A 19,151-nucleotide genomic window follows, 5' to 3' on the forward strand; every position below is an offset into this window, starting at 1 on the left:
GTTTTCCTTTCCCCTCATTCGTGGGCGGCACGCTCGAAGAGCGTCCGCACGTTCGTGGTGTTGATGGATCGTGCGGTCGCCTCGTCGACCCCGAGGCCGATCAGCCGATCGATGAAGATCGCGGGGATGTAGGCGAGACCGTTGCCGCCGTTCTTGCGGAGCATCCCCTTGAGGAAGAGGTCGTGGCTCATCAGCAGTCGATCCCCGAAACCGGCGTCGCACAGCCGTCTGATCGCCAGCGCGCTCTCCTGCGGTCCGGGGGACTGGCCTTCGCCCGGGAGTGTGAAGCGGTACGGCATTCCGATCATGTCGAACTCGAGCCACACGCCGCGGTCGGCGAGCGAGCGCTGGTACTCGGGGTCGCTGCCCGAGGGGTCGATGTGGCACAGGACGACCGCTTCCGGAGTGACGCCCTCGTCTCGCAGCACGACGTCGAGCACGCGCCCGCCGTGGCGCATGAAGCCGGGCAGATGTATCCAGAGGGGGAGCCCGATGCTTCGCTGAAGGCGGCACGCCGCGCGAAGCGAGTTCTCCTCTCTGGCGGTGAACGCGGGGGAGATGCCGATCTCCCCGATCACGCCCGAGAGCGGACGGTCGTCGCCCGCGGGTGCATAGTCGGCGAGGAGAGCCGCGGTCATGGCGTCGATGTCGTCCCCACGGGTGACTGCGGGATGGTAGGGCTCGAGGTACCAGCCGCCTCCCGCGATGATCTGCACGCCGGTCTGTGTGGAGAGCCGGGCCAGGCCGGCGCGATCGCGACCTTGACCCTCCGCGGTGACCTCGATCACGGTGGTCCCGCCGAGGGAGGCGAAGTGCCGGAGCTCCTCGGCGGCGTCCTCCGGATCGTCCAGAGCGCAGTTGTCACGGTTCGCGTAAGGACGATCGCGGAGCAGCCACGCGATATCGGGGGTGACGGGGGCGTCGAACAGCTCGGGGAAGTCGGGGTCCGGTAGGAGCGCGCCCGCCTCGATGCTGTTGAGCAGATGCTCGTGGGGCAGCGTGAATCCGAGGGCTTCGCTGGGGACGACGCCGGTCACGGTGCGGACATCGGTCATGAGCATCTTTCGGAGCGGTGGGATGGGAGAACGATTGCCAAGAATTGTTGCTAGTAAGCGTGTTGTCCGTGTGTTGCAGGCGAAGTCATCCTGTGTTTCCGTTGCGTAAATTGCACGTTGACACGGCAATGGATTGCCGAAAATACGGTCATACGCGTTTCCGCAACCGCTAGATTTACGACATGGGCAACGTGACTCTCGCAGACGTCGCGAAGGCGGCGGGAGTCTCGACCGCCACGGTCTCGCGGGTGCTCGCCGGTTCCAGACCCGTCGGCGCCGATATCGCAGATCGCGTCCGCGCGGCCGCGGACCGGCTGGACTACAGCAGCAACGGCATCGCGCGGGCTCTGCGCCAGCAGCGCACGGATACCGTCGGCGTCGTCGTGCCGAGCATCCTCAACCCCTTCTTCACAAGCCTCGTCGACAGCATCGAGGGCGCACTGCACGACAGCGGCAAGCAGCTGATCCTGTGCGACTCTCGCCAGGATCCAGAGCTGGAGGACAAGCACCTGCGGCTCCTGCTCGAGCGTCACGTCGACGGCATCGTGGTGAGCCCGTGCGATTCGGTCGGCAGCGTCGACGCGGTCGCGCGCACGGCAGCGGTCGTCCCCCTGGTCCAGCTCGACCGGCGCGTCGACGTCGCCGACACCGACTGGGTGGGCCTCGACGACGAGCGGGCCCTCGGTCTGGTGCTCGAGCACGTACGCGATCGCGGAGGCCGCCGCGTCGCCTTCGTCACATCCCGGATGACGAACTCCTCGACGGTCGACCGGTTGCGCGGATTCAGGGCGGGCGTGGAACTGCTGGGCCTCGAGGCGGCCGAAGACGGCATCGTGCTGGGGGAGTTCTCGGTCGACAGCGGCGAGCGCGCCGCTCTCTCCCTTCTCGACCGTCCCGCGGACACCAGGCCGGACGCGATCGTGTGCGCCGACGATCTGCTGGCGATCGGTGTGCTCCGCGGCTGCCAGGAGCTTGGAGTCCGCGTGCCGGACGAGGTGCAGGTGACCGGAATCGACGACATCGTGTTCAGTCGCTTCGTGTCGCCGCGACTGACGACGCTGGCCCAGCCGACCGCTCAGATGGCGCAGGAAGTTCTCCGTCTGCTCGCGCAACGCGCGGTCGCCGGTCGATCGCAGGGGCCGGCGACCCGGATCGCGCTGACTCCGCGGCTCGTCGAGCGCGAGAGCACGAGGCGCGCATCGTGACCGTGCGGGAGCGTGAGACGATCGCTCTGCTGCGCCGACTCATGGGGCACGATTCGACGACGGGCACGGACGGCGAGCGTCGCGCGCTCCACGACGCGGCCGACATCATGCGCGCGCTGACCGGTGACGCCGATGCGGTCAGGGTCGCGACCGGAGGCGACGCGTTCGTCGTGCTCCCGCCGGCGGTCGAGGGGCGGGTTCTGCTGTTCTCGTGCCACATCGACACGGTTCCTGCAGGCGACCCCGCCGACTGGGAGTTCCCGCCCTTCGATGCGGTCGTCGAATCCGGGTTCCTGCACGGACGCGGAGCCTCCGACATGAAGTCCGGTCTGGCGGCGGCGATGACCGTCGTCGCGGAGGGGATCGCCGCAGGATCTCGGGTGGCGCTTGCCGTCACGATCGGGGAAGAGGCGGGCTGCTTGGGCGCCCCCGCCGTGCACGAACTCCTGACGCCTCGTGAGAGGGCCGACGTCGCTGCGGTGATCGTGCCGGAGTCGACCGGCAATCGGATCGCGCTCGGGCACAGGGGTGCATACTGGCTCACGGCCGGGGCGGAAGGCGTCGCCGCGCACGGCAGCACCCCCGAGCGCGGCGAGAACGCCGTGCTGAAGATCTCCGGAGTTCTGGGGGAGCTCGGTTCCCTCCCGCTGCGCACCCACTCCGAGCTCGGCGCGGAGACGGTGAACGTCGGCACCTTCACGGGAGGCCTCGCTCACAACATCGTGCCGGCAGGAGCGCGAGTCGGCGTCGATCACCGTGTCGTCGATGCCGACGTCTCGGCGATCGAGCGCTGGTGGACGCAACGGGTCGATCATGTGCGCACCGATCTGCGGCTGGACCCGGTGTGGTCGGATGCCTCGGACCCGTGGATCCGCTCCCTGCCCGCGCCGCTCATGACGGAACCGGTCGCGTACTTCACGGATGCATCGGTCCTCGTGCGGTCGTTGAATCCGGGCACGCCGATCGTCGTCTGGGGTCCCGGCGATCCGACCGGCGTCCACGCGAAGGACGAGAAGGTCTCGCTCGAGGCGGTCGTGCGGGCGCTCGAGAACTATCGCGTCGTCGTCGAAGCCTGGTCGAAGGAGGGCTGATGCGAGCGGTGCAGTACGTCGGACCGGAACGGGCGCAGGTCGTCGAGCTCGCCGATCCGGCCGTCGGCCCCGGCGATGTGCGGATCGCCGTCGAACGCGTGGGCGTGTGCGGCACCGATCTCCACGTGCACCGCGGCACGATCCCGGTGGCGTATCCGGTGGTCCCCGGGCACGAGATCGGCGGGATCGTCGATGAGGTCGGCGAGCATGTGACGACGCTCTCCCCCGGGCAGCGCGTGGCGGTGAACCCGAACGTACCGTGCGGCGTCTGCGCGGTGTGCCGCCGACGCCCGTCGATGCAGTGCCAGAGCCTGCGCAGCTTCGGCGTGCTCGAGAACGGCGGGGCCGCCGGCTTCATCGTCGTGCCCGAGGGCAACGTGTTCGCGGTCGGCGACATGCCGATGGAGATGACGCCCTTCGTCGAACCGGTCGCCTGCGTCATGAACGGCTTGGACCGTCTCGCGCCCTCGGCGGGCGAGCATGCGCTCGTGTTCGGGGCCGGTCCCTCGGCGGCCGTCATGATCGCCGGGCTCCGTCATCGCGGCGTGACCGAGGTGACGGTCGCCGCGCCCGACGGCTTCAAGCTCGAGGCCATGAGCGGGTTCGGGGCGACCACGCTCCTGCCACTGGCTCGGGATGCCTCCCCGAGCGGGCAGCCTGCGCTCGCCGAGGCGGCACGCGGATCCCGCTTCGGACTCGTCGTCGACGTCACGGGCGCCCCTGCCGTCGCGGAGGCTGCGCTCGATCTCGTCGGCGACGGCGGTTCGGTGATGCTCTACGGCGTGGCCGCACCGGAGGCGACCATCAGACTCCGACCCTACGACCTCTTCCGCCGGGACCTCACGGTTCTCGGTTCCTTCGCGCAGACGTCGTCCATGGCGGCGGCGATCGAATTCCTGAACGCAGGGGCTTTCGATCCTGCTCCGCTCGTCACCCATCACTTCGATCTGGCGGACTGGTCCGACGCTCTCCGCGCACTGGAGGAGGACCGAACGGTGCACAAGATGGTCATCGACGTTCGAGACTCGTGGTGACGCGCAGCATCCATCGCCGGGCGATGGCGCGCGGCGCGCCGCCTGGTGAGGAATCCCCGTTCACACGAGGATTCCCGCAGTTCGCGACACGCCGGGATTTGGCTCTGATCGGCCATTTCGTTACGTTGGAATGCGGGCCTTTCGGCCTGAAGACCAGTCCGCGGCCGCGTCCTTCTTTCGAAAACAGCTGTGCTACGAAGAGGCGCGGGCGTACGGTCGATGTCCTTCGCGGCGATCCGAAATCGCTGCCAGAGCCGCCAGCGCAGCGCTGTCGAAACGGCCTCGCGGACATCACCCGGGCGTAACCGAAGCAGGCTCGCCGAGCCCGAACAACGGTGAGCCGCGCGGGGGAAACGTGACCGAAACCGCTCTGCAAGCGCGCCATCTCTTCAAGGTGTTCGGACGGAGTCCGAGCCAAGCCGTCCGCCGGCTGAAGGCCGGCGAGTCGAGGACCGACATCAAGGATGCCGGCACCGCCGCGGTCATCGATGCGAGCTTCACGGTCGAGAAGGGCGAGATCTTCGTCATCATGGGCCTCTCCGGCTCGGGCAAGTCCACCATCATCCGCATGCTCAACGGCCTGCACGACACGACCGCCGGCAGCGTCCAGGTCGGCGGCGACGAGATCACCGGCATCCCCGCCTCTCGCCTCCGTGAGATCCGTCGCGACCGTGTCTCGATGGTCTTCCAGCACTTCGCGCTGCTGCCGCATCGCACGGTCGCCGCGAACGTCGCCTATCCGCTCGAGCTCAAGGGCGTGGGCAGGGCGGAACGCCTGGCGAAGGCGGAGGAGGTCCTCGCGCTCGTCGGACTCGCCGGCTGGGGGGAGAAGCTGCCCAGCGAGCTCTCCGGAGGGATGCAGCAGCGCGTCGGCATCGCCCGCGCGCTCGCCGCCGACACCGACATCCTGCTGATGGACGAGGCGTTCAGCGCTCTCGACCCGCTCATCCGCCGCGAGATGCAGGAGCAGCTGCTCGAACTTCAGCAGAAGCTGCGGAAGACGATCGTGTTCATCACGCACGACCTCAACGAGGCGATGTTCCTCGGCGACCGGATCGCGGTCATGCGCGATGGGCGCATCGTCCAGATCGGCACGCCGGAGGACATCCTCACCGATCCGGCCAACGACTACGTCGAGCAGTTCGTGCAGGATGTCGACCGGGCGCGCGTGCTCACGGCGTCCCATGTCATGGAGCGTCCGCGGCCCGTCGTGGCGGAGTCGGCTGGGCCCCGCACGGCGCTGCGCCAGATGAGGGACGCCTACATGTCGGCCGCATACGTCACCGGGCGCGATCGCAAGCTCCTCGGCATCGTCACCGATCGGGATGCCGTGAAGCTGATCCGCAAGGGCGAGACGCAGCTGGCGAGCGTCATCAAGCCGGTGCCGCAGAGCGTCCGCGAGGACGAGGTCCTCATGAACCTGTTCGTCCCCGCGGTCGAGTCGCCGCTGCCGCTGGCCGTCACGGATGCCGAGGGGCGCCTCGCCGGCGTGATCCCCCGCGTCACCCTGCTCGCAGCGCTCGGACCCGGCCCCGGTGCCACCGAGGAGATCGCGTTGCCGCTGCCGCCGGTCTCCCAGGCGGAGATCGCCGCCGTCCTCGGCGAGGCGGCCGATGCCGTGACCGATGGCGCCCCGAGCGAAGGGGAGGTGCGCTGATGGACGGTTTCCCCCGCATCCCGATCGGCGAGTGGGTGGCCGCGGCCGTCGACTGGATCAAGGACAATCTGGACGGACTGCTCGACGTGATCGCGCTCGTGGTCCGCTTCCTCGTGAACGGGCTGACCGACGTGCTCACCGGCACCCCGATCGTCGTGATCATCCTGCTGGCGGCGGTGATCGCCTGGGCGGTGCGCTCGGTCTGGATGACGCTCGGAACGGTCGTGTCGTTCCTGCTGGTCCTCAGCCTCGAGCTGTGGATCCCCGCGATGCAGACCATGTCGCTCGTGCTCGTCGCCGCGGTCGTCGCCCTGCTCATCGCGCTCCCGTTGGGGATCTGGTCGGCGCGCAACGACGCCGTCCGCGCCGTGCTCAAGCCGGTGCTCGACTTCATGCAGACGATGCCGGCGTTCGTCTATCTCATCCCGGCGATCGTGTTCTTCAGCATCGGCGTCGTGCCGGGCCTCGTCGCGACGGTCATCTTCGCGCTGCCTCCCGGCGTGCGCATGACCGAGCTCGGCATCCGCGGCGTGGACGCGGAGACGGTCGAGGCCGGGAAGGCCTTCGGCGCGAAGCCGGGGCAGATCCTCCGCGGCATCCAGCTCCCGCTCGCGATGCCCACGATCATGGCGGGCGTCAACCAGGTCATCATGCTCGCGCTGTCCATGGCGGTCATCGCCGGCATGGCCGGCGCCGACGGCCTGGGCAAGCGCGTCGTCGAGGCGATCTCGACCGTGAACATCGGCAAGGGCGTCGAGGCCGGCCTCGGCGTCGTGCTCATCGCCGTGTTCCTCGACCGTGTGACGGCGGCCCTCGGCACGCCGAACGAGTACCCGTCGTCGCTGCTCGGGATGCTGTCGCGTCGCCGCGGTGCGGCACGGGCCGCCCGGACCGATGCCGTGGCAGAGGCGCGCGCGGAGGCCGAGGAGCTCGTCGCGGCCGGCCCCCGTAAAGCGGCTCCCTGATCCCACCCCGAACCCATACGTAACGCACCAGAACATACGAAAGGAAGCACCATGAAGAACCGAATCACAGCAACCGTCGCTCTGGGGGCCGTCGCAGCACTCGCCCTCGCGGGATGCGCGACGGGCAACGATGCCGCCGGAGGCGATGGCGGCGAGGAGAGCAAGGGCACCATCACGCTCGGCTTCATCCCCACCTGGAGCGACGGCCTGAGCATGGCCTACCTCGTGCAGGATCAGCTCGAGAAGCTCGGTTACACGGTCGAGCTGCAGACGCTGACCGATGCCGGCCCGCTCTACACGGGCCTCGCGCAGGGCGACATCGACATGTTCCCCTCGGCGTGGCCGGAGGTGACGCACGCCGAGTACATGGCGACGTACGCCGAGGACCTCGAAGACCTCGGCGCCTATTACGAGAACGCGAAGCTCACGATCGCGGTTCCGAGCTATTCCTCGATCGACTCGATCGAGGACCTCAAGGACAATGCCGACCTCTTCGACGGGAAGATCATCGGCATCGAGCCGGGTGCCGGCCTCACCGCCAAGACGCAGGACTCGATGATCCCGGCCTACGGCCTCGACGGCGAGTACACCCTGGAGACGTCGTCGACGGCCGCCATGCTGACGGTGCTCGGCGAGGCCATCGACAACGAGGAAGAGGTCGTCGTCACGCTCTGGCGCCCGTTCTGGGCCAACAGCGCCTATGACGTCAAGGACCTCGAGGATCCGCTCGGCGCCATGGGCGAGGCGGAGACGCTGAACTTCATCGCGCACAAGGGCTTCGCGGAGGAGTTTCCCGAGGCGGCGGAGCTCGTGGAGCAGATCACGCTCGACGACGACCAGTACGGCTCGCTCGAGGACCTCGTTGTCAACGAGTACGGCGAGGGCAACGAGGCCGAGGCCATCGACGCGTGGCTCGAGGCCAACGGCGACCAGTTCGACTGGGTCGTGGAATGACCCGGGGCTGAAATCGGGAGGGGGCGTCGCGGTCGCGGCGCCCCCTTTTCCGTTCGGGCCCCGCGGCGACGGTGTGCCGCAGGGCCGGGACGATCAGCGGATGCGGTGACGATCCGCGGACGTCTCGGTCCGATTCATCCGAGAGCCGTCACCGCATCCGTGGAACGTCGCCGTCGCCGAACTGTCGGCGGGTGCCGTCCCACGGTGCAGCGCCCCGCGATGACCGGGTGCGGTCAGGGCACGATCGAGTCCACGTAGCCGCCGTCGACGCGCACCGCTGCACCGGTCGTCGCCGAGGCGAGCGGGGAGGCGAGATAGGCGACCATGTTCGCGATCTCCTCGGGCTCGATGAGACGCTGCAGCAGCGACTGCGGGCGATGCAGGCGCATGAACTCGCGCTGCGCCTCGTCCCAGGGCAGTGCGGTGTCGACGAGCTCGTAGACGAAGTTCTCGACCCCGCCGGTGTGCGTGGGGCCCGCGAGGACGGAGTTCACGGTGACGCCGGTGCCCGCGGCGTCCTTCGCGAAACCGCGCGAGACGGCCAGGAGCGCGGTCTTGGACATGCCGTAGTGGATCATCTCCACGGGGATCACCACCGCGGAGTCGCTGGCGATGTTCAGCACGCGTCCCCAGCCGCGGGCCTTCATCCCCGGCAGCGTGGCGCGGATGAGGCGCACCGCGGCGAGGACGTTCACCTCGAAGTAGCGTCGCCACTCGTCGTCCGAGATCTCCAGCGCGGGCTCCGCGCCGAAGATGCCGAGGTTGTTCACGAGGACGTCGACGTCGCCGGCGGCCCGCAGCACGGCATCCGCGCCCTGCGGCGTCGTGACGTCGCCCGCCGCCGCGACGAGCGCACGACGCGGGTTCTCCGCCTGCAGCTCGGCGATGACGGATCCCACGGTGTCCGCGCTGCGCCCGTTGATCGCGACGCGCGCTCCGGCATCGGCGAGCGTCGCGGCGATCGCGCGGCCGATGCCCTGGGTGGATCCGGTGACGAGGGCGGTCTTGCCGCCGAGGTCGATGCGCATGGTGTTCCCTTCGTTGCTGTCGACCGTAGGGGAAACAGAGGAGGAGGTCGATCCATGCCCTGGGAAGTGTGACATGTGTTTTCCTGCACATCAGTTCGTTTCGAAAAGTTGTCCACCGTTCGTGCGCTGGAGTCCTCTTACCGTCGGCGCATGCTGGCATTCTTGGCGGTGACCACGGATCATGGAAGGGTGATCGCTTTGACGGAGCCGCAGATCTGGACGGCGCTCGGCATTCTCGCCGCCGCGCTCACGGGCATGATCGCTGTGACGACTCAGCTGATGATGCGGACGATCTCGGCGCAGTTCGACAGCGTGCGTGCGGAGTTCGGCAGCGTGCGTGCGGAGTTCGGCAGCCTGCGTACCGAGATGATCTTGCGCTTCGAGGCGGTCGACCGTCGCTTCGACGCCACGGATCAGCGCCTGGACAAGGTCGAGATGCGCCTGGACAAGGTCGAGAACAGACTGGACGGGCTCGATGGCGATGTGCAGGCGCTGGCGCGCCGCGTCATGCCGGATTGACGCCGTCGGCGCCGCGCAGCGGCGGTCGAACACCGTCGCCGTGGTTCTTGTGTGGGCCGGCGATGGTGAGGGTTCAATCGTGCCTCGCGCGTCAGTCGAGCGCCACGACGGCTCCGCCTGCGGCGGCGGACGCCTGTGCCGCCTTCACGATCTCCACCGTGCGGATGCCCACCGCGGCGTCCGGCTGGATCTGCCGCCCTTCGCGCAGACCTTTCACGAAGGAGGCGAGAAGCAGCGTGTCCAGGTCGGGACCCGTGGGCGACCAGGTCTCACCCTCCGCGTCATGTCCGGCGACGCCCCGGGCGAAGGGGCTCACCGTGATCGTCCCGCGCTCCGCCACGATCTGCAGCGTGAGGCCGCCCCAGGTCGGCGAGCTCGCCGGCCAGCTCCAGGAGCAGTCGATCGTGGCGATCACGCCTCCGGGGTAGGTCACCGTCACCATGCCGCCGGTCTCCACGGCGAGACCGTGCTCGGCGTACAGGATGTCGTTCGAGACGGCGCGGACGGTGGATGCGCGCTCACCGAGCAGCTCGTCGAGCAGATCGGCGCAGTGCACGACGTGGTCCACGAGCGCGCCGCCGCCTGCGAGCCCCGGGTCGGTGAACCACGCTCGGTCGGCGGGAAGCTTGCCGTTGTTGATCCCCGTCACGCCGATGACCCGGCCGAGCGCTCCGCTGCGCACCTGCGCCAGCGCGTCGCGGAATTCCGGGGCGAAGCGCACCGGGTATGCCACCGCGAGGATGACGCCGGCGCGCTCGCACACCTCGCGCATGGCGACGGCATCGGCGACGCTCGTGGCGAGCGGCTTCTCGCACAGCACGTGCACGCCGGCCTCGGCCGCGCGCAGCACGAGGTCGCGATGCCGCGCGTTCTCGGCCGTGACGATGACCGCATCCGGCTCCCAGGCGAACGCCTCTTCGTAGGTCTCGACGTAGGCGACGCCCAGCTCGGCGGCGAGCTCCGCACCCCGCAAGGCCTCATCGGGCGCGGAGGCGCCATCGGGGTCGGTTGCGATCAGCTCCACGTCCGGCAGCTGCTTCAGTGCTGCGACGTAGCTGAGCGCGTGACCGTGGGCGAAGGAGAGCACGGCGATCCTGAGAGTCATCGGGAGGCCTCCGAGAGCGGGACGGGACGACCGGTGGCGATCGAGGCGTAGGCGGCCTCGGCCACGGCGACGGCGGCGATGCCATCGGCGCCGGACACGCGCGCGGGGCGTTCCTCTCCGATCGCAGTGAGGAAGTCGGCGAGCTCGCGGAAGTACGGGCTGTCCTCCGGCGACATCGGGGGCATGTAGTCGCTCGCAGCGGTGGCGAGGGTATCAACGAGCAGCGCGGTGTCGGTGCCGCTGCTGTAGGTCAGGCGTCCGCGCGAGCCGGACACCTCCACGCTCGTGCGGAACGGGATGCCCGGCGCCACCCACGTCGCCTGGAGATGGGTGATGACGCCGTTCGCGTGCGTGAGCACGACCTGCGCAGTGACGGGGGAGGGCACGAGGTCGTCGGACGTCGGCGGGTTCTGCACGGCGTAGACGTGGGTCGCGGGACCCGCGAACCAGAGAGCCTGGTCGATGTCGTGGATCATGAGGTCGCGGATGACACCGCCGCCGGTCGACTCGCGGAAGAACCACCCCGCCGACGGCGCAGCTCCCATGCGGAAGAAACGCTGCGTCGCGAGTCTGCCGATGGCCCCCGCCTCCAGCTGCTCCTTGATCCGGGAGTACTCCGGGAAATAGCGCACCACATGTGCAGGGAACAGGCGCACACCGGCCGCGCTCGCCGCCTCGACGATCTCCTCGGCCTGTGCGGCGTTCGGCGCCAGGGGCTTCTCGCACACCACATGCCTGCCGGCGGCGATGGCGGCGAGCGCGATGCCCGGATGCGTGCCGCTCGGGGTGACGATGTCGACGATGTCGACCTGGTCGAGCAGTGCGGGAACATCGGCCGCTACAGTGAAGCCGTATTCCGCCGCGATCTCCTCCGAGCCGGCGAGCGAGGTCACGACGCCTCGGACGCCGAGGGCGCGCCAAGCGTCGGCGTGCACGCGGGAAATTCCGCCGGCGCCGATGAGGCCGACTGTGAGCTCGGGCATGGAGATCCTTAGAGAGGGGCCGGCGCTTGCGGCAGCGGGGTGAGCGGGGGAGGGGACATCTGCGGGATGCCATAGATGTCACTCGTGCAACGGGCGAAGGCGAAGGCGAGTGCGCCGTGGGCTGCCGCGTCCGCGCCGAGCCGCGCGCCGACGATCGGGACGTCGATGGGGAGTCCGATGTGCCTTGTCACCGCCTCCCGCAGCGGGGCGAGCAGGCGCTCCCTCGCGAGGGAGAGCCCGCCGCCGATGACCACGATCGCCGGGTCGACGGTCATCACGAGCGTGGCGATGCCGTGAGCGAGCTCGTCGACGAAGGCGTCGAGCTCGCGGCGCGCATCGGCGTCGCCCTCCTCGGCGCGCCGGAAGACGGCCTCGGCGTCGGCGGCGCTTCGCCAGTCGATCTGGCCGGTCCGGGCGTTGAGTCCGCGGAAGGCCAGGCGCCCGATGTCTCCGGCCACATTGTGCACGCCGCGGCGCGGTCGTCCCTCGAGGATGAGGCCGGCGGCGACGCGGTTGCCGACCGACAGATAGAGGACCTCGTCGATGAGGCGCGCGGCGCCGAGATGGTGCTCGGCCACGGCGGCGAGGCGTACGCCGTTGTCGACGACGATCGGGCAGGAGAACGCGGAGCGAAGGTGGGCGACGATGTCGATGCCCGCCCAGGTCGGGATGACGACGGATGCGAGGACGCGGCCGCTGTCGTCCACGATGCCCGGCAGTGAGACCCCGATCGCACGGAACCGGGTCGCGGAGACGCCGGCCTCCGCTGCGGCCGCCGACATCACCGAGACGACCTGGTCGAGCTGCGTTGCGCCGTCGGCGTCCGGCCGTAGGCCGGGAGCCGAGGTCTGCGCGAGGACGACGCCGGCGAGATCCGCCAGCAGCACGCGGATGCTGTGGGCGCCGACGTCGACGCCGACGACGACGCCGTGGGACGACTGGAACGCGAACCGCCTGGCCGGCCGTCCGGCGCCCTTCGTGGTCGAAGCCGGAGCGTCTGCGGCGATCCCGCTGCCCTCGAGGCCGACGAGTGCGGTCTCCACCGAGGTACGGGAGATCTCCAGTGCCTGAGCGAGCTCGGTGACCGTATGGGGGCCATGCTCGCGCAGGTGCAGAGCAAGACGGACGGCGACGGGCGCGAGTGCTGTGCGGCTCATCCGTCCTCCTCGTCTCCAGGTCTTCATCAACGTGCGAACAAATTAGCACACTCGATTCGGGAAAATCGAGATCTCTAGGTCCGTAGATCAAGGCCCGGATTCATGCGGTTAACAAACTCGTTACATGAGAACGCTTGACCAATTATCACATTGCAATGTCATAATAGCTCCACCCCTGGACGGTCCCAGCAAAGGAGCACCATGCGATTCAAGAAAATCATCGGCGCGGTCGCAGGACTCGCCGCCGTCGGCCTCGTGGCCGGATGTTCTTCCGGTGGCGGAGACGCCGCCGGAGGTGACCAGGAGGTCACCGTCTGGATCTACCCCGTGATCGCGGACGAAGCCGCGCACAAGGACTTCTGGGACCAGACGATCGCCGACTTCGAGGCCGAGCACGAGGGCGTCACCGTCGACTATGAGATCTTCCCCTGGGCCAACCGCGACGAGAGCCTGCAGACCGCGATCGCCGCGAACAAGGGTCCTGATCTCGTCTACCTCGTGCCCGACCAGCTCGCCGCCTACGAGTCCTCCATCGAGCCCATGGACGACTACCTCACCTCGGAGTACAAGGACTCGATCCTCGACAACGTCACCGACTCGATCACGCTCGACGGAAACCTGATGGGCGCCCCGATGCTCACCAGCGTCCAGACGCTCATCTGCAACAAGGCCGTGTTCGACGTGGCGGGGGTGACGGAGTTCCCCAGGACCTGGGACGACCTGCTCGAGATCGCGCCGAAGTTCGTCGACGCTGGGCTCTACGTCGCCAACTATCCCGCCTCCGCGGAGAACACCCTCAACATAACCTTCTACCCGCTGCTCTGGCAGGCCGGTGGCGACGTCTTCACCGATGACGGCCAGGTCGGCTTCGACGGCGACGCCGGGGTCGAGGCGCTGTCCTTCCTCACCGAGCTCGCCGACCTGGGCGCGCTCGACCCCGACGCACTGACGACCTCGGTGCCGCTGGAGCAGACCCTCATCGCGCAGGGCAAGGTCGGGTGCACGTGGAACAACGTCGTACCCGAGGTCGAGCCCTTCTGGGGCGAGGAGAACATCATGGTCCTCCCGCCGCTGAGCGACGAGGAGTCCGTCGCCTACGGCACGGTCGGCACGCTCGCCATGCTCAAGGGTGCAGGTGAAAAGGAGGCGGCAGGCGCCTTCGCCGAGTACGCCACCAGCCCAGACGTCATCGCTCCATATCTCGAGGAGTCCGGGTACTTCTCGGCGCTGGAGGGCGACCCCATCTATCCGGCGGACTCGCTGCTCGGCCAGGTCGAGCAGTACGTTCCGAACACGACCGTCGGCGAGATCGGCAGTGCCTCCCGCGAGGTGATGGGTGTGCTGTCACCGGAGATCCAGGCGGCGCTGCTGGGGCAGAAGACTCCGGAGCAGGCGCTGAAGGATGCCGCCTCCGCCGCGGCACCGCTGCTGAACTGACGCTGATCCGACCACGATGGGGGTGCGGCCCCGACCGCACCCCCATCACCCCGACACGAGGTACTGATATGACGACGGCGCGGCCGATCACCCAGCCCGCGGGCATCACGAAGCGCGTCCTGGCGCGACGGGAGGCGCGCGTCGCGCTGCTGTTCGTACTGCCGGCCTTCCTCCTGTTCCTGGCCTTCCGCTTCGGACCGGCCATCGTCGGGGTCGCGCTGAGCTTCTTCGAGTACGACATCTCCGGTGAGATCGCCTGGCGCGGCCTCGACCACTTCCAGCGTCTCGTCGCCGATCCCCTCTTCTGGCGGGCGATGTCGACGACGCTGATCTACACGGTCTTCGCCGTACCGATCTCGCTCGTGCTCTCGACCGTCATGGCGCTCGGCGTGCGCCGTGCCTTTCGCGGCTCCCGCTTCTTCCGCTCGATCTTCTTCCTGCCCGTCATCACCTCGCTCGTGCTGGCAGGCTCCATCTTCGTGTGGATCTTCTCCAGCAGCGGACCGTGGGCGGCGCTCATGGCTCCGCTCGGCCTCGGCGGCTCATGGCTCGCGAGCACCGTCCTCGTCGTGCCCGCGATCGTCGTCGTCGGGGTCTGGTCCCGGTTCGGCTACGGGATGATGATCATGATCGCGGCCATGCAGGACGTCCCCCGCGAGCTGGAGGAGGCGGCGCTCGTCGACGGCGCCAACGCCTGGCAGCGCTTCCGGTACATCATCCTCCCGTACCTGCGACCGACGATCTTCTTCCTCGCCGTCATCGAGACGACCGCCGCGTTCCAGGTGTTCGACGTCATCTACGTCATGACTCAGGGCGGACCCGCGAATGCGAGCTACTCGCTCGTCTACTTGATCTACGACCAGGGCTTCAAGTACTTCAACTACGGCTACGCCGCCGCCGCCGGCGTAGCGCTGTTCATCATGACCCTCGTCGTCGCGCTCATCCAGCGTCTCGTGATCGGAAAGCAGAAATGACCACCGCAGTGCCGGCCGTGAACCCTCGCGGGAAGCAGCGCTCCTATCGGGCACTCGAACCCAACGGGAAGGGCGTCTTCCTCCGCTGGCTGTGGCTCGGCGTCGCCGCGATCTTCAGCTTCTTCCCCTTCTATGCGATGGTCGTGCTGAGCCTGAAGCCGGGTGCGGTGGTCGACTTCCCCTCGTCGCTGCTGCCCTGGGGCGGGGTCTCCCTGGACTCCTACGCACAGGTGCTCGGCGGCCAGAACATCCTCATCTGGCTGTTCAACACCCTGGTCTACTCGCTCGTCTCGGTCGTCGCGGTGCTGTTCCTGTCGGCGCTGGCCGGATACGCCTTCGCCAAGAAGCGCTTCGCGGGCAAGGAGGTGATGTTCTGGTCGTTCCTGTCGATGGTGATGGTGCCGTTCCACGTCACGCTCATCCCCACTTTCATCCTCATGGCGAACATCGGCGGCGTCGACGAGTACTGGGGGCTCATCCTGCCGACCCTGGCGAACGCTCAGGCGGTGTTCCTCATGCGCCAGTTCATCGAGGGCCTGCCGGACGAGCTCTTCGAGGCGGCGCGGATCGATGGCGCCGGGGAGTTCCGCATCTTCCTGCGAATCGTGCTCCCGTTGTGCAAGCCAGTGCTGGCGACGCTCGGAATCTTCGTGTTCCTCTGGCACTGGAACGACTTCCTCTGGCCGCTGATCATCGCGAAGTCGAACGACATGTTCACCCTCACGGTCGGCATCTCCTCGCTGCAACAGCAGAACGTACCGCTGAGCGTGATGCTGGCGGGTTCGGTGGTCGCGCTGATCCCGATCTTCATGGCCTACCTGATCGCGCAGCGCTATGTGCAAGAGGGCGTCACCGGCACGGGGATCAAGGGCTGATGGAAGGGAAGGACCACGTGACACAGCAGGGATTCGCCTCGGAGGCGGAACTGGAGGAGGCGCTCGGCACCCCGAGCGCCGGACTGATCGAAGACCTCGCGAAGGGGTCAGGGGATCTCGTGATCCTCGGGGCGGGCGGGAAGATGGGGCCGACGCTGGCCATGCTCGCCCGTCGCGCGTTCGATGCCGCCGGTCGCATCGGGGACACCGTCTACGCGGTGTCCCGGTTCGGCGATGCGGCGATCCGCTCGCGCCTCGAAGCGGCGGGCGTCCGGGTCGTCCCGTTCGATCTCATCCAGAGCGACGATCTCGCGAGCCTTCCCGACGCGGCGAACGTGGTGTTCATGGTCGGCGCGAAGTTCGGCGCGGCCACGAACGCCTCGTGGGCGTGGGAGGTCAACGCCGCTCTGCCCGACCGCGTCGCGCGCCGCTACCGCGACAGCACGATCGCGGTGCTGTCCACGGGCAACGTCTACCCCTTCGTGCCTGCATCCTCCGGCGGCGCCACCGAGGAGGTCGCTCCGGCGCCGATCGGGGAGTACGCGCAGTCCTGTCTCGGTCGCGAGCGCGTCTTCGAGTTCGGGGCGCAGGAGCGCGGCACGAAGGTGTCGATCATCCGGCTCAACTATGCGATCGATCTCCGTTACGGCGTCCTCTCCGACATCGGGCGGTCCGTGCAGGCGGGCGAGCCGGTGTCGCTCGCCACCTCGAACGTCAACGTCATCTGGCAGGGCTACGCCAACGAGGTCGTGCTGCGCAGCCTCGTGCACGCCTCCTCCGATGTCTTCACGATCAATCTCACCGGTCCAGAGCTGCTGAGCGTCGAGGCGATCGCCCGCCGTTTCGGCGCACTCCTGCAGAAGGACGTGACCTTCGTCGAGGAACCGCAGCCGACGGCGCTGCTCAGCGACGCCCACCGGTGCATGGCGCTGTTCGGATACCCCTCCGTGTCGGCGGAGACCCTCATCGCATGGCAAGCGCAGTGGCTGCGCGACGAACTGCCGCTCATCGGCAAGCCCACCAAGTGGGCCGTGCGGGACGGGAGGTTCTGATGGGCGTCGTGCCCGCGCTGCGCACCGCCGCAGCGCAGACGCTGTCCCGCGGCGCCGTGATCCCCGCGCATCCGCTCGCTCTCACCGCCGAACGGCGGCTCGACGAGCGGCGCCAGCGCGCGCTGACCCGCTATTACATCGATGCGGGAGCCGGCGGAGTCGCCGTCGGCGTGCACACCACCCAGTTCGAGATCCGCGATCCGGAGCACGCCCTCTTCGAGCCGGTCCTCGCGCTCGCGGCCGAGGAGCTCGAGGCGCGCGCGGATGAGCGGCTCGTCCGCGTCGCCGGTGTCTCGGGCGGCACGGCGCAGGCCGTGGCCGAGGCGGGGCTCGCCCGCTCCCTCGGCTACGACGCCGTGCTGGTGAGCCCGCGCGTGCCCGGTGCGGACGACGCCCAACTGCTGGACAGGGCACGCGCGGTCGGCGAGGTGCTGCCGATCATCGGCTTCTACCTCCAGGAGGCGATCGGCGGGCCGGTGCTGGAGCGCGGCTTCTGGCGGGAGTTCGCGCAGATCCCCTCCGTCGTCGCCGTGAAGTCCGCGCCGTTCGACCGCTATCGCACCCTCGAGCTGGTCCGGGGTGTGGCGGAGTCGGGCAGGGCCGACGAGATCGCGCTGTACACCGGCAACGACGACGCGATCGTCTCCGACCTGCTCGCCGAGTTCCACGTCGACACGCCCCAGGGCACGCGCACCATGCGCTTCGTGGGCGGGCTGCTCGGCCAGTGGGCCGTCGGCACGCAGGCCGCGGTGCGGATGCTCGCGACAGCGCATCGCGCGGCGGCCGGCGACGTTCAGGCCTACCGCGAGCTCGGTGCCGTCTCGGCCGACTTGGTCGACGTCAATCAGGCCGTGTTCGATCCGGGCAACGCCTTCCACGGCGTGATCGCCGGGGTCCACGAGGTGCTGCGCCAGCAGGGGCTCTTCGAGGGCGTCTGGTGCCTCGATCCCGCCGAGGGGCTCTCGCCGGGCCAGGCGGAGGAGATCGAGCGGGTGCGCAGGGCCTACCCCGAGCTACACGACGATGCGTTCATCGCCGAGCATCGCGACCAGTGGCTGGCATGAGCTCTCCGACGATCGCCGCCGTCGTCCCCGAGGCGCTCTCGGCCGAGTTCTTCTCGGCCGAGGACCTCGACCGTCTGGCGGCGGCGGCCGCCGCGTTGGGCGGCGGCTTCGCGCGCTACGACGATCTGAACGAGATCCCGGATGCCTCCGGCATCCGCGTGCTCGTCACGAGCTGGGGCGCGCCCCCTTTCGACGCCGCGCTGCTCGCGCGTCTGCCTGCCCTGGAGCTGGTGGCGCACACCGGCGCGAGCATCCGCTCCTTCGTGACCGATGAGCTGTTCGATCGCGGTGTGCTGGTCACTCAGGCCGGTGCAGGGATGGCGCGTTCGGTGGCCGAGGTGTCGCTGGCGTTCACTCTCGCCCTGCTGCACGGAATCCCCCGGATGCACGATGCGCTGCGTGCCGGTGACGGCTGGGACACCCGGGGGGTGGCGCAGCACGAGATCCTCGGCGCCCGGATCGCGGTGATCGGCGCCTCCCGCACCGGCCGGGCCTATCTCGGGCTGATCCGCGCGCTCGGCGCCGAGCCCGTGCTCGTCGACCCCACGCTGACCGCTGCCGAGGCGGAGGCGCTCGGAGCAGAGCTCCTTCCGCTGGACGAGGCCCTCGCCTCGGCCGCGGTCGTCGCCCTGCACGCGCCGACGCTGCCCGAGACGCACCACCTGCTCGGTGCGCGCGAGCTGGCCCTGATCCAGGACGGCGCAGGTCTCGTGAACACCGCGCGGTCCTGGCTCGTCGATGAGGACGCCCTGCTCGCGGAGCTCGCCCGTGGCCGCCTCACCGCTGCCGTTGACGTCTTCGACGAGGAGCCGCTGCCGGCCGGCAGTCCGTTCCGTTCGGTGTGCGGCGTGCTCCTCACCCCGCATCGGGCAGCGGGGACCAAGGAAGGGCGCCTCCGTCAGGGCCGCATCGTGGCCGACGAGGTCACGGCCTTCGCCGCCGGCGACCCGCTGCGGCACACGGTCGACCGCGAGCAGCTCGAGGTCATGGGCTGAG

The 19,151-nt window shown here is 69.0% G+C and carries 18 protein-coding genes; 13 read left to right on the top strand and 5 right to left on the bottom strand.

Annotated features, from left to right (window positions below; genetic code table 11):
• Window positions 1-14: 14 nt before the first annotated feature.
• Window positions 15-1,055, bottom strand: a complete 1,041-nt coding sequence (locus ACYVGQ_RS05625) for a phosphotriesterase family protein (protein WP_460783565.1) — start codon at window positions 1,053-1,055, stop codon at window positions 15-17.
• A gap of 182 nt (window positions 1,056-1,237) precedes the next feature.
• On the opposite strand from ACYVGQ_RS05625, the gene ACYVGQ_RS05630 reads away from it, so the two are divergent.
• From ACYVGQ_RS05630 to ACYVGQ_RS05655, 6 genes are all read left to right on the top strand, one after another.
• Complete coding sequence (locus ACYVGQ_RS05630) at window positions 1,238-2,260, top strand: LacI family DNA-binding transcriptional regulator (RefSeq protein WP_460783566.1); 1,023 nt, start codon at window positions 1,238-1,240, stop codon at window positions 2,258-2,260.
• Window positions 2,257-3,351 carry a M20 family metallopeptidase gene (locus ACYVGQ_RS05635; RefSeq protein WP_460783567.1) on the top strand — a complete coding sequence of 365 codons (1,095 nt, stop codon included), beginning with the start codon at window positions 2,257-2,259 and terminating at the stop codon, window positions 3,349-3,351. The genes ACYVGQ_RS05630 and ACYVGQ_RS05635 overlap by 4 nt, the downstream gene beginning before the upstream one ends.
• Entirely contained in the window at window positions 3,351-4,385 is a 1,035-nt protein-coding gene (locus ACYVGQ_RS05640; protein ID WP_460783568.1) for an alcohol dehydrogenase catalytic domain-containing protein, read from the top strand. Before ACYVGQ_RS05635 ends, ACYVGQ_RS05640 begins: the two co-directional genes overlap by 1 nt.
• Window positions 4,386-4,740: 355 nt before the next feature.
• Window positions 4,741-6,042, top strand: coding sequence for a quaternary amine ABC transporter ATP-binding protein (locus ACYVGQ_RS05645; protein WP_460783569.1), 1,302 nt, complete (start codon window positions 4,741-4,743; stop codon window positions 6,040-6,042).
• Complete coding sequence (locus tag ACYVGQ_RS05650) at window positions 6,042-7,007, top strand: ABC transporter permease (protein WP_460783570.1); 966 nt, start codon at window positions 6,042-6,044, stop codon at window positions 7,005-7,007. The genes ACYVGQ_RS05645 and ACYVGQ_RS05650 overlap by 1 nt, the downstream gene beginning before the upstream one ends.
• A 51-nt stretch (window positions 7,008-7,058) precedes the next feature.
• Window positions 7,059-7,961 carry a glycine betaine ABC transporter substrate-binding protein gene (locus ACYVGQ_RS05655; protein WP_460783571.1) on the top strand — a complete coding sequence of 301 codons (903 nt, stop codon included), beginning with the start codon at window positions 7,059-7,061 and terminating at the stop codon, window positions 7,959-7,961.
• A 233-nt stretch (window positions 7,962-8,194) separates the two neighbouring features.
• Here ACYVGQ_RS05655 and ACYVGQ_RS05660 read toward each other — a convergent pair whose 3' ends face one another.
• The gene (locus ACYVGQ_RS05660) at window positions 8,195-8,989 is read right to left on the bottom strand and encodes an SDR family NAD(P)-dependent oxidoreductase (protein WP_460783572.1); all 795 of its coding nucleotides are present in this window, start codon (window positions 8,987-8,989) and stop codon (window positions 8,195-8,197) included.
• Window positions 8,990-9,064: 75 nt separating this feature from the next.
• Between ACYVGQ_RS05660 and ACYVGQ_RS05665 the strand changes: the two genes are divergently transcribed.
• A complete protein-coding gene (locus tag ACYVGQ_RS05665; protein ID WP_460783573.1) occupies window positions 9,065-9,508 on the top strand; it encodes a hypothetical protein in 444 nt (147 codons plus the stop codon).
• 91 nt (window positions 9,509-9,599) lie between these two features.
• On the opposite strand, the gene ACYVGQ_RS05670 is transcribed toward ACYVGQ_RS05665, so the two are convergent.
• The 3 genes from ACYVGQ_RS05670 to ACYVGQ_RS05680 are packed head-to-tail and all read right to left on the bottom strand — an operon-like array spanning window position 9,600 to window position 12,753.
• On the bottom strand, window positions 9,600-10,613 hold the full coding sequence (locus tag ACYVGQ_RS05670; protein WP_460783574.1) for a Gfo/Idh/MocA family protein: 1,014 nt from the start codon (window positions 10,611-10,613) through the stop codon (window positions 9,600-9,602).
• Window positions 10,610-11,596 carry a Gfo/Idh/MocA family protein gene (locus ACYVGQ_RS05675; RefSeq protein WP_460783575.1) on the bottom strand — a complete coding sequence of 329 codons (987 nt, stop codon included), beginning with the start codon at window positions 11,594-11,596 and terminating at the stop codon, window positions 10,610-10,612. The genes ACYVGQ_RS05670 and ACYVGQ_RS05675 overlap by 4 nt, the downstream gene beginning before the upstream one ends.
• Window positions 11,597-11,604: 8 nt before the next feature.
• Window positions 11,605-12,753, bottom strand: a complete 1,149-nt coding sequence (locus tag ACYVGQ_RS05680) for an ROK family protein (RefSeq protein WP_460783576.1) — start codon at window positions 12,751-12,753, stop codon at window positions 11,605-11,607.
• A 201-nt stretch (window positions 12,754-12,954) separates the two neighbouring features.
• Between ACYVGQ_RS05680 and ACYVGQ_RS05685 the strand changes: the two genes are divergently transcribed.
• The 6 genes from ACYVGQ_RS05685 (at window position 12,955) to ACYVGQ_RS05710 (ending at window position 19,150) form a co-directional block, all read left to right on the top strand.
• Window positions 12,955-14,190, top strand: a complete 1,236-nt coding sequence (locus ACYVGQ_RS05685) for an ABC transporter substrate-binding protein (RefSeq protein ID WP_460783577.1) — start codon at window positions 12,955-12,957, stop codon at window positions 14,188-14,190.
• Window positions 14,191-14,258: 68 nt separating this feature from the next.
• The gene (locus ACYVGQ_RS05690; RefSeq protein WP_460783578.1) at window positions 14,259-15,164 is read left to right on the top strand and encodes a carbohydrate ABC transporter permease; all 906 of its coding nucleotides are present in this window, start codon (window positions 14,259-14,261) and stop codon (window positions 15,162-15,164) included.
• Complete coding sequence (locus ACYVGQ_RS05695; protein ID WP_460783580.1) at window positions 15,161-16,039, top strand: carbohydrate ABC transporter permease; 879 nt, start codon at window positions 15,161-15,163, stop codon at window positions 16,037-16,039. Before ACYVGQ_RS05690 ends, ACYVGQ_RS05695 begins: the two co-directional genes overlap by 4 nt.
• 17 nt (window positions 16,040-16,056) lie before the next feature.
• The gene (locus ACYVGQ_RS05700; protein ID WP_460783581.1) at window positions 16,057-17,091 is read left to right on the top strand and encodes an NAD-dependent epimerase/dehydratase family protein; all 1,035 of its coding nucleotides are present in this window, start codon (window positions 16,057-16,059) and stop codon (window positions 17,089-17,091) included.
• Window positions 17,091-18,155 (top strand): dihydrodipicolinate synthase family protein, encoded by a 1,065-nt coding sequence (locus tag ACYVGQ_RS05705; protein WP_460783583.1) that lies wholly within the window; start codon window positions 17,091-17,093, stop codon window positions 18,153-18,155. Before ACYVGQ_RS05700 ends, ACYVGQ_RS05705 begins: the two co-directional genes overlap by 1 nt.
• On the top strand, window positions 18,152-19,150 hold the full coding sequence (locus ACYVGQ_RS05710) for an NAD(P)-dependent oxidoreductase (protein ID WP_460783584.1): 999 nt from the start codon (window positions 18,152-18,154) through the stop codon (window positions 19,148-19,150). The genes ACYVGQ_RS05705 and ACYVGQ_RS05710 overlap by 4 nt, the downstream gene beginning before the upstream one ends.
• Window position 19,151: the final 1 nt, after the last annotated feature.

This window comes from Microbacterium tumbae, from assembly GCF_054780175.1.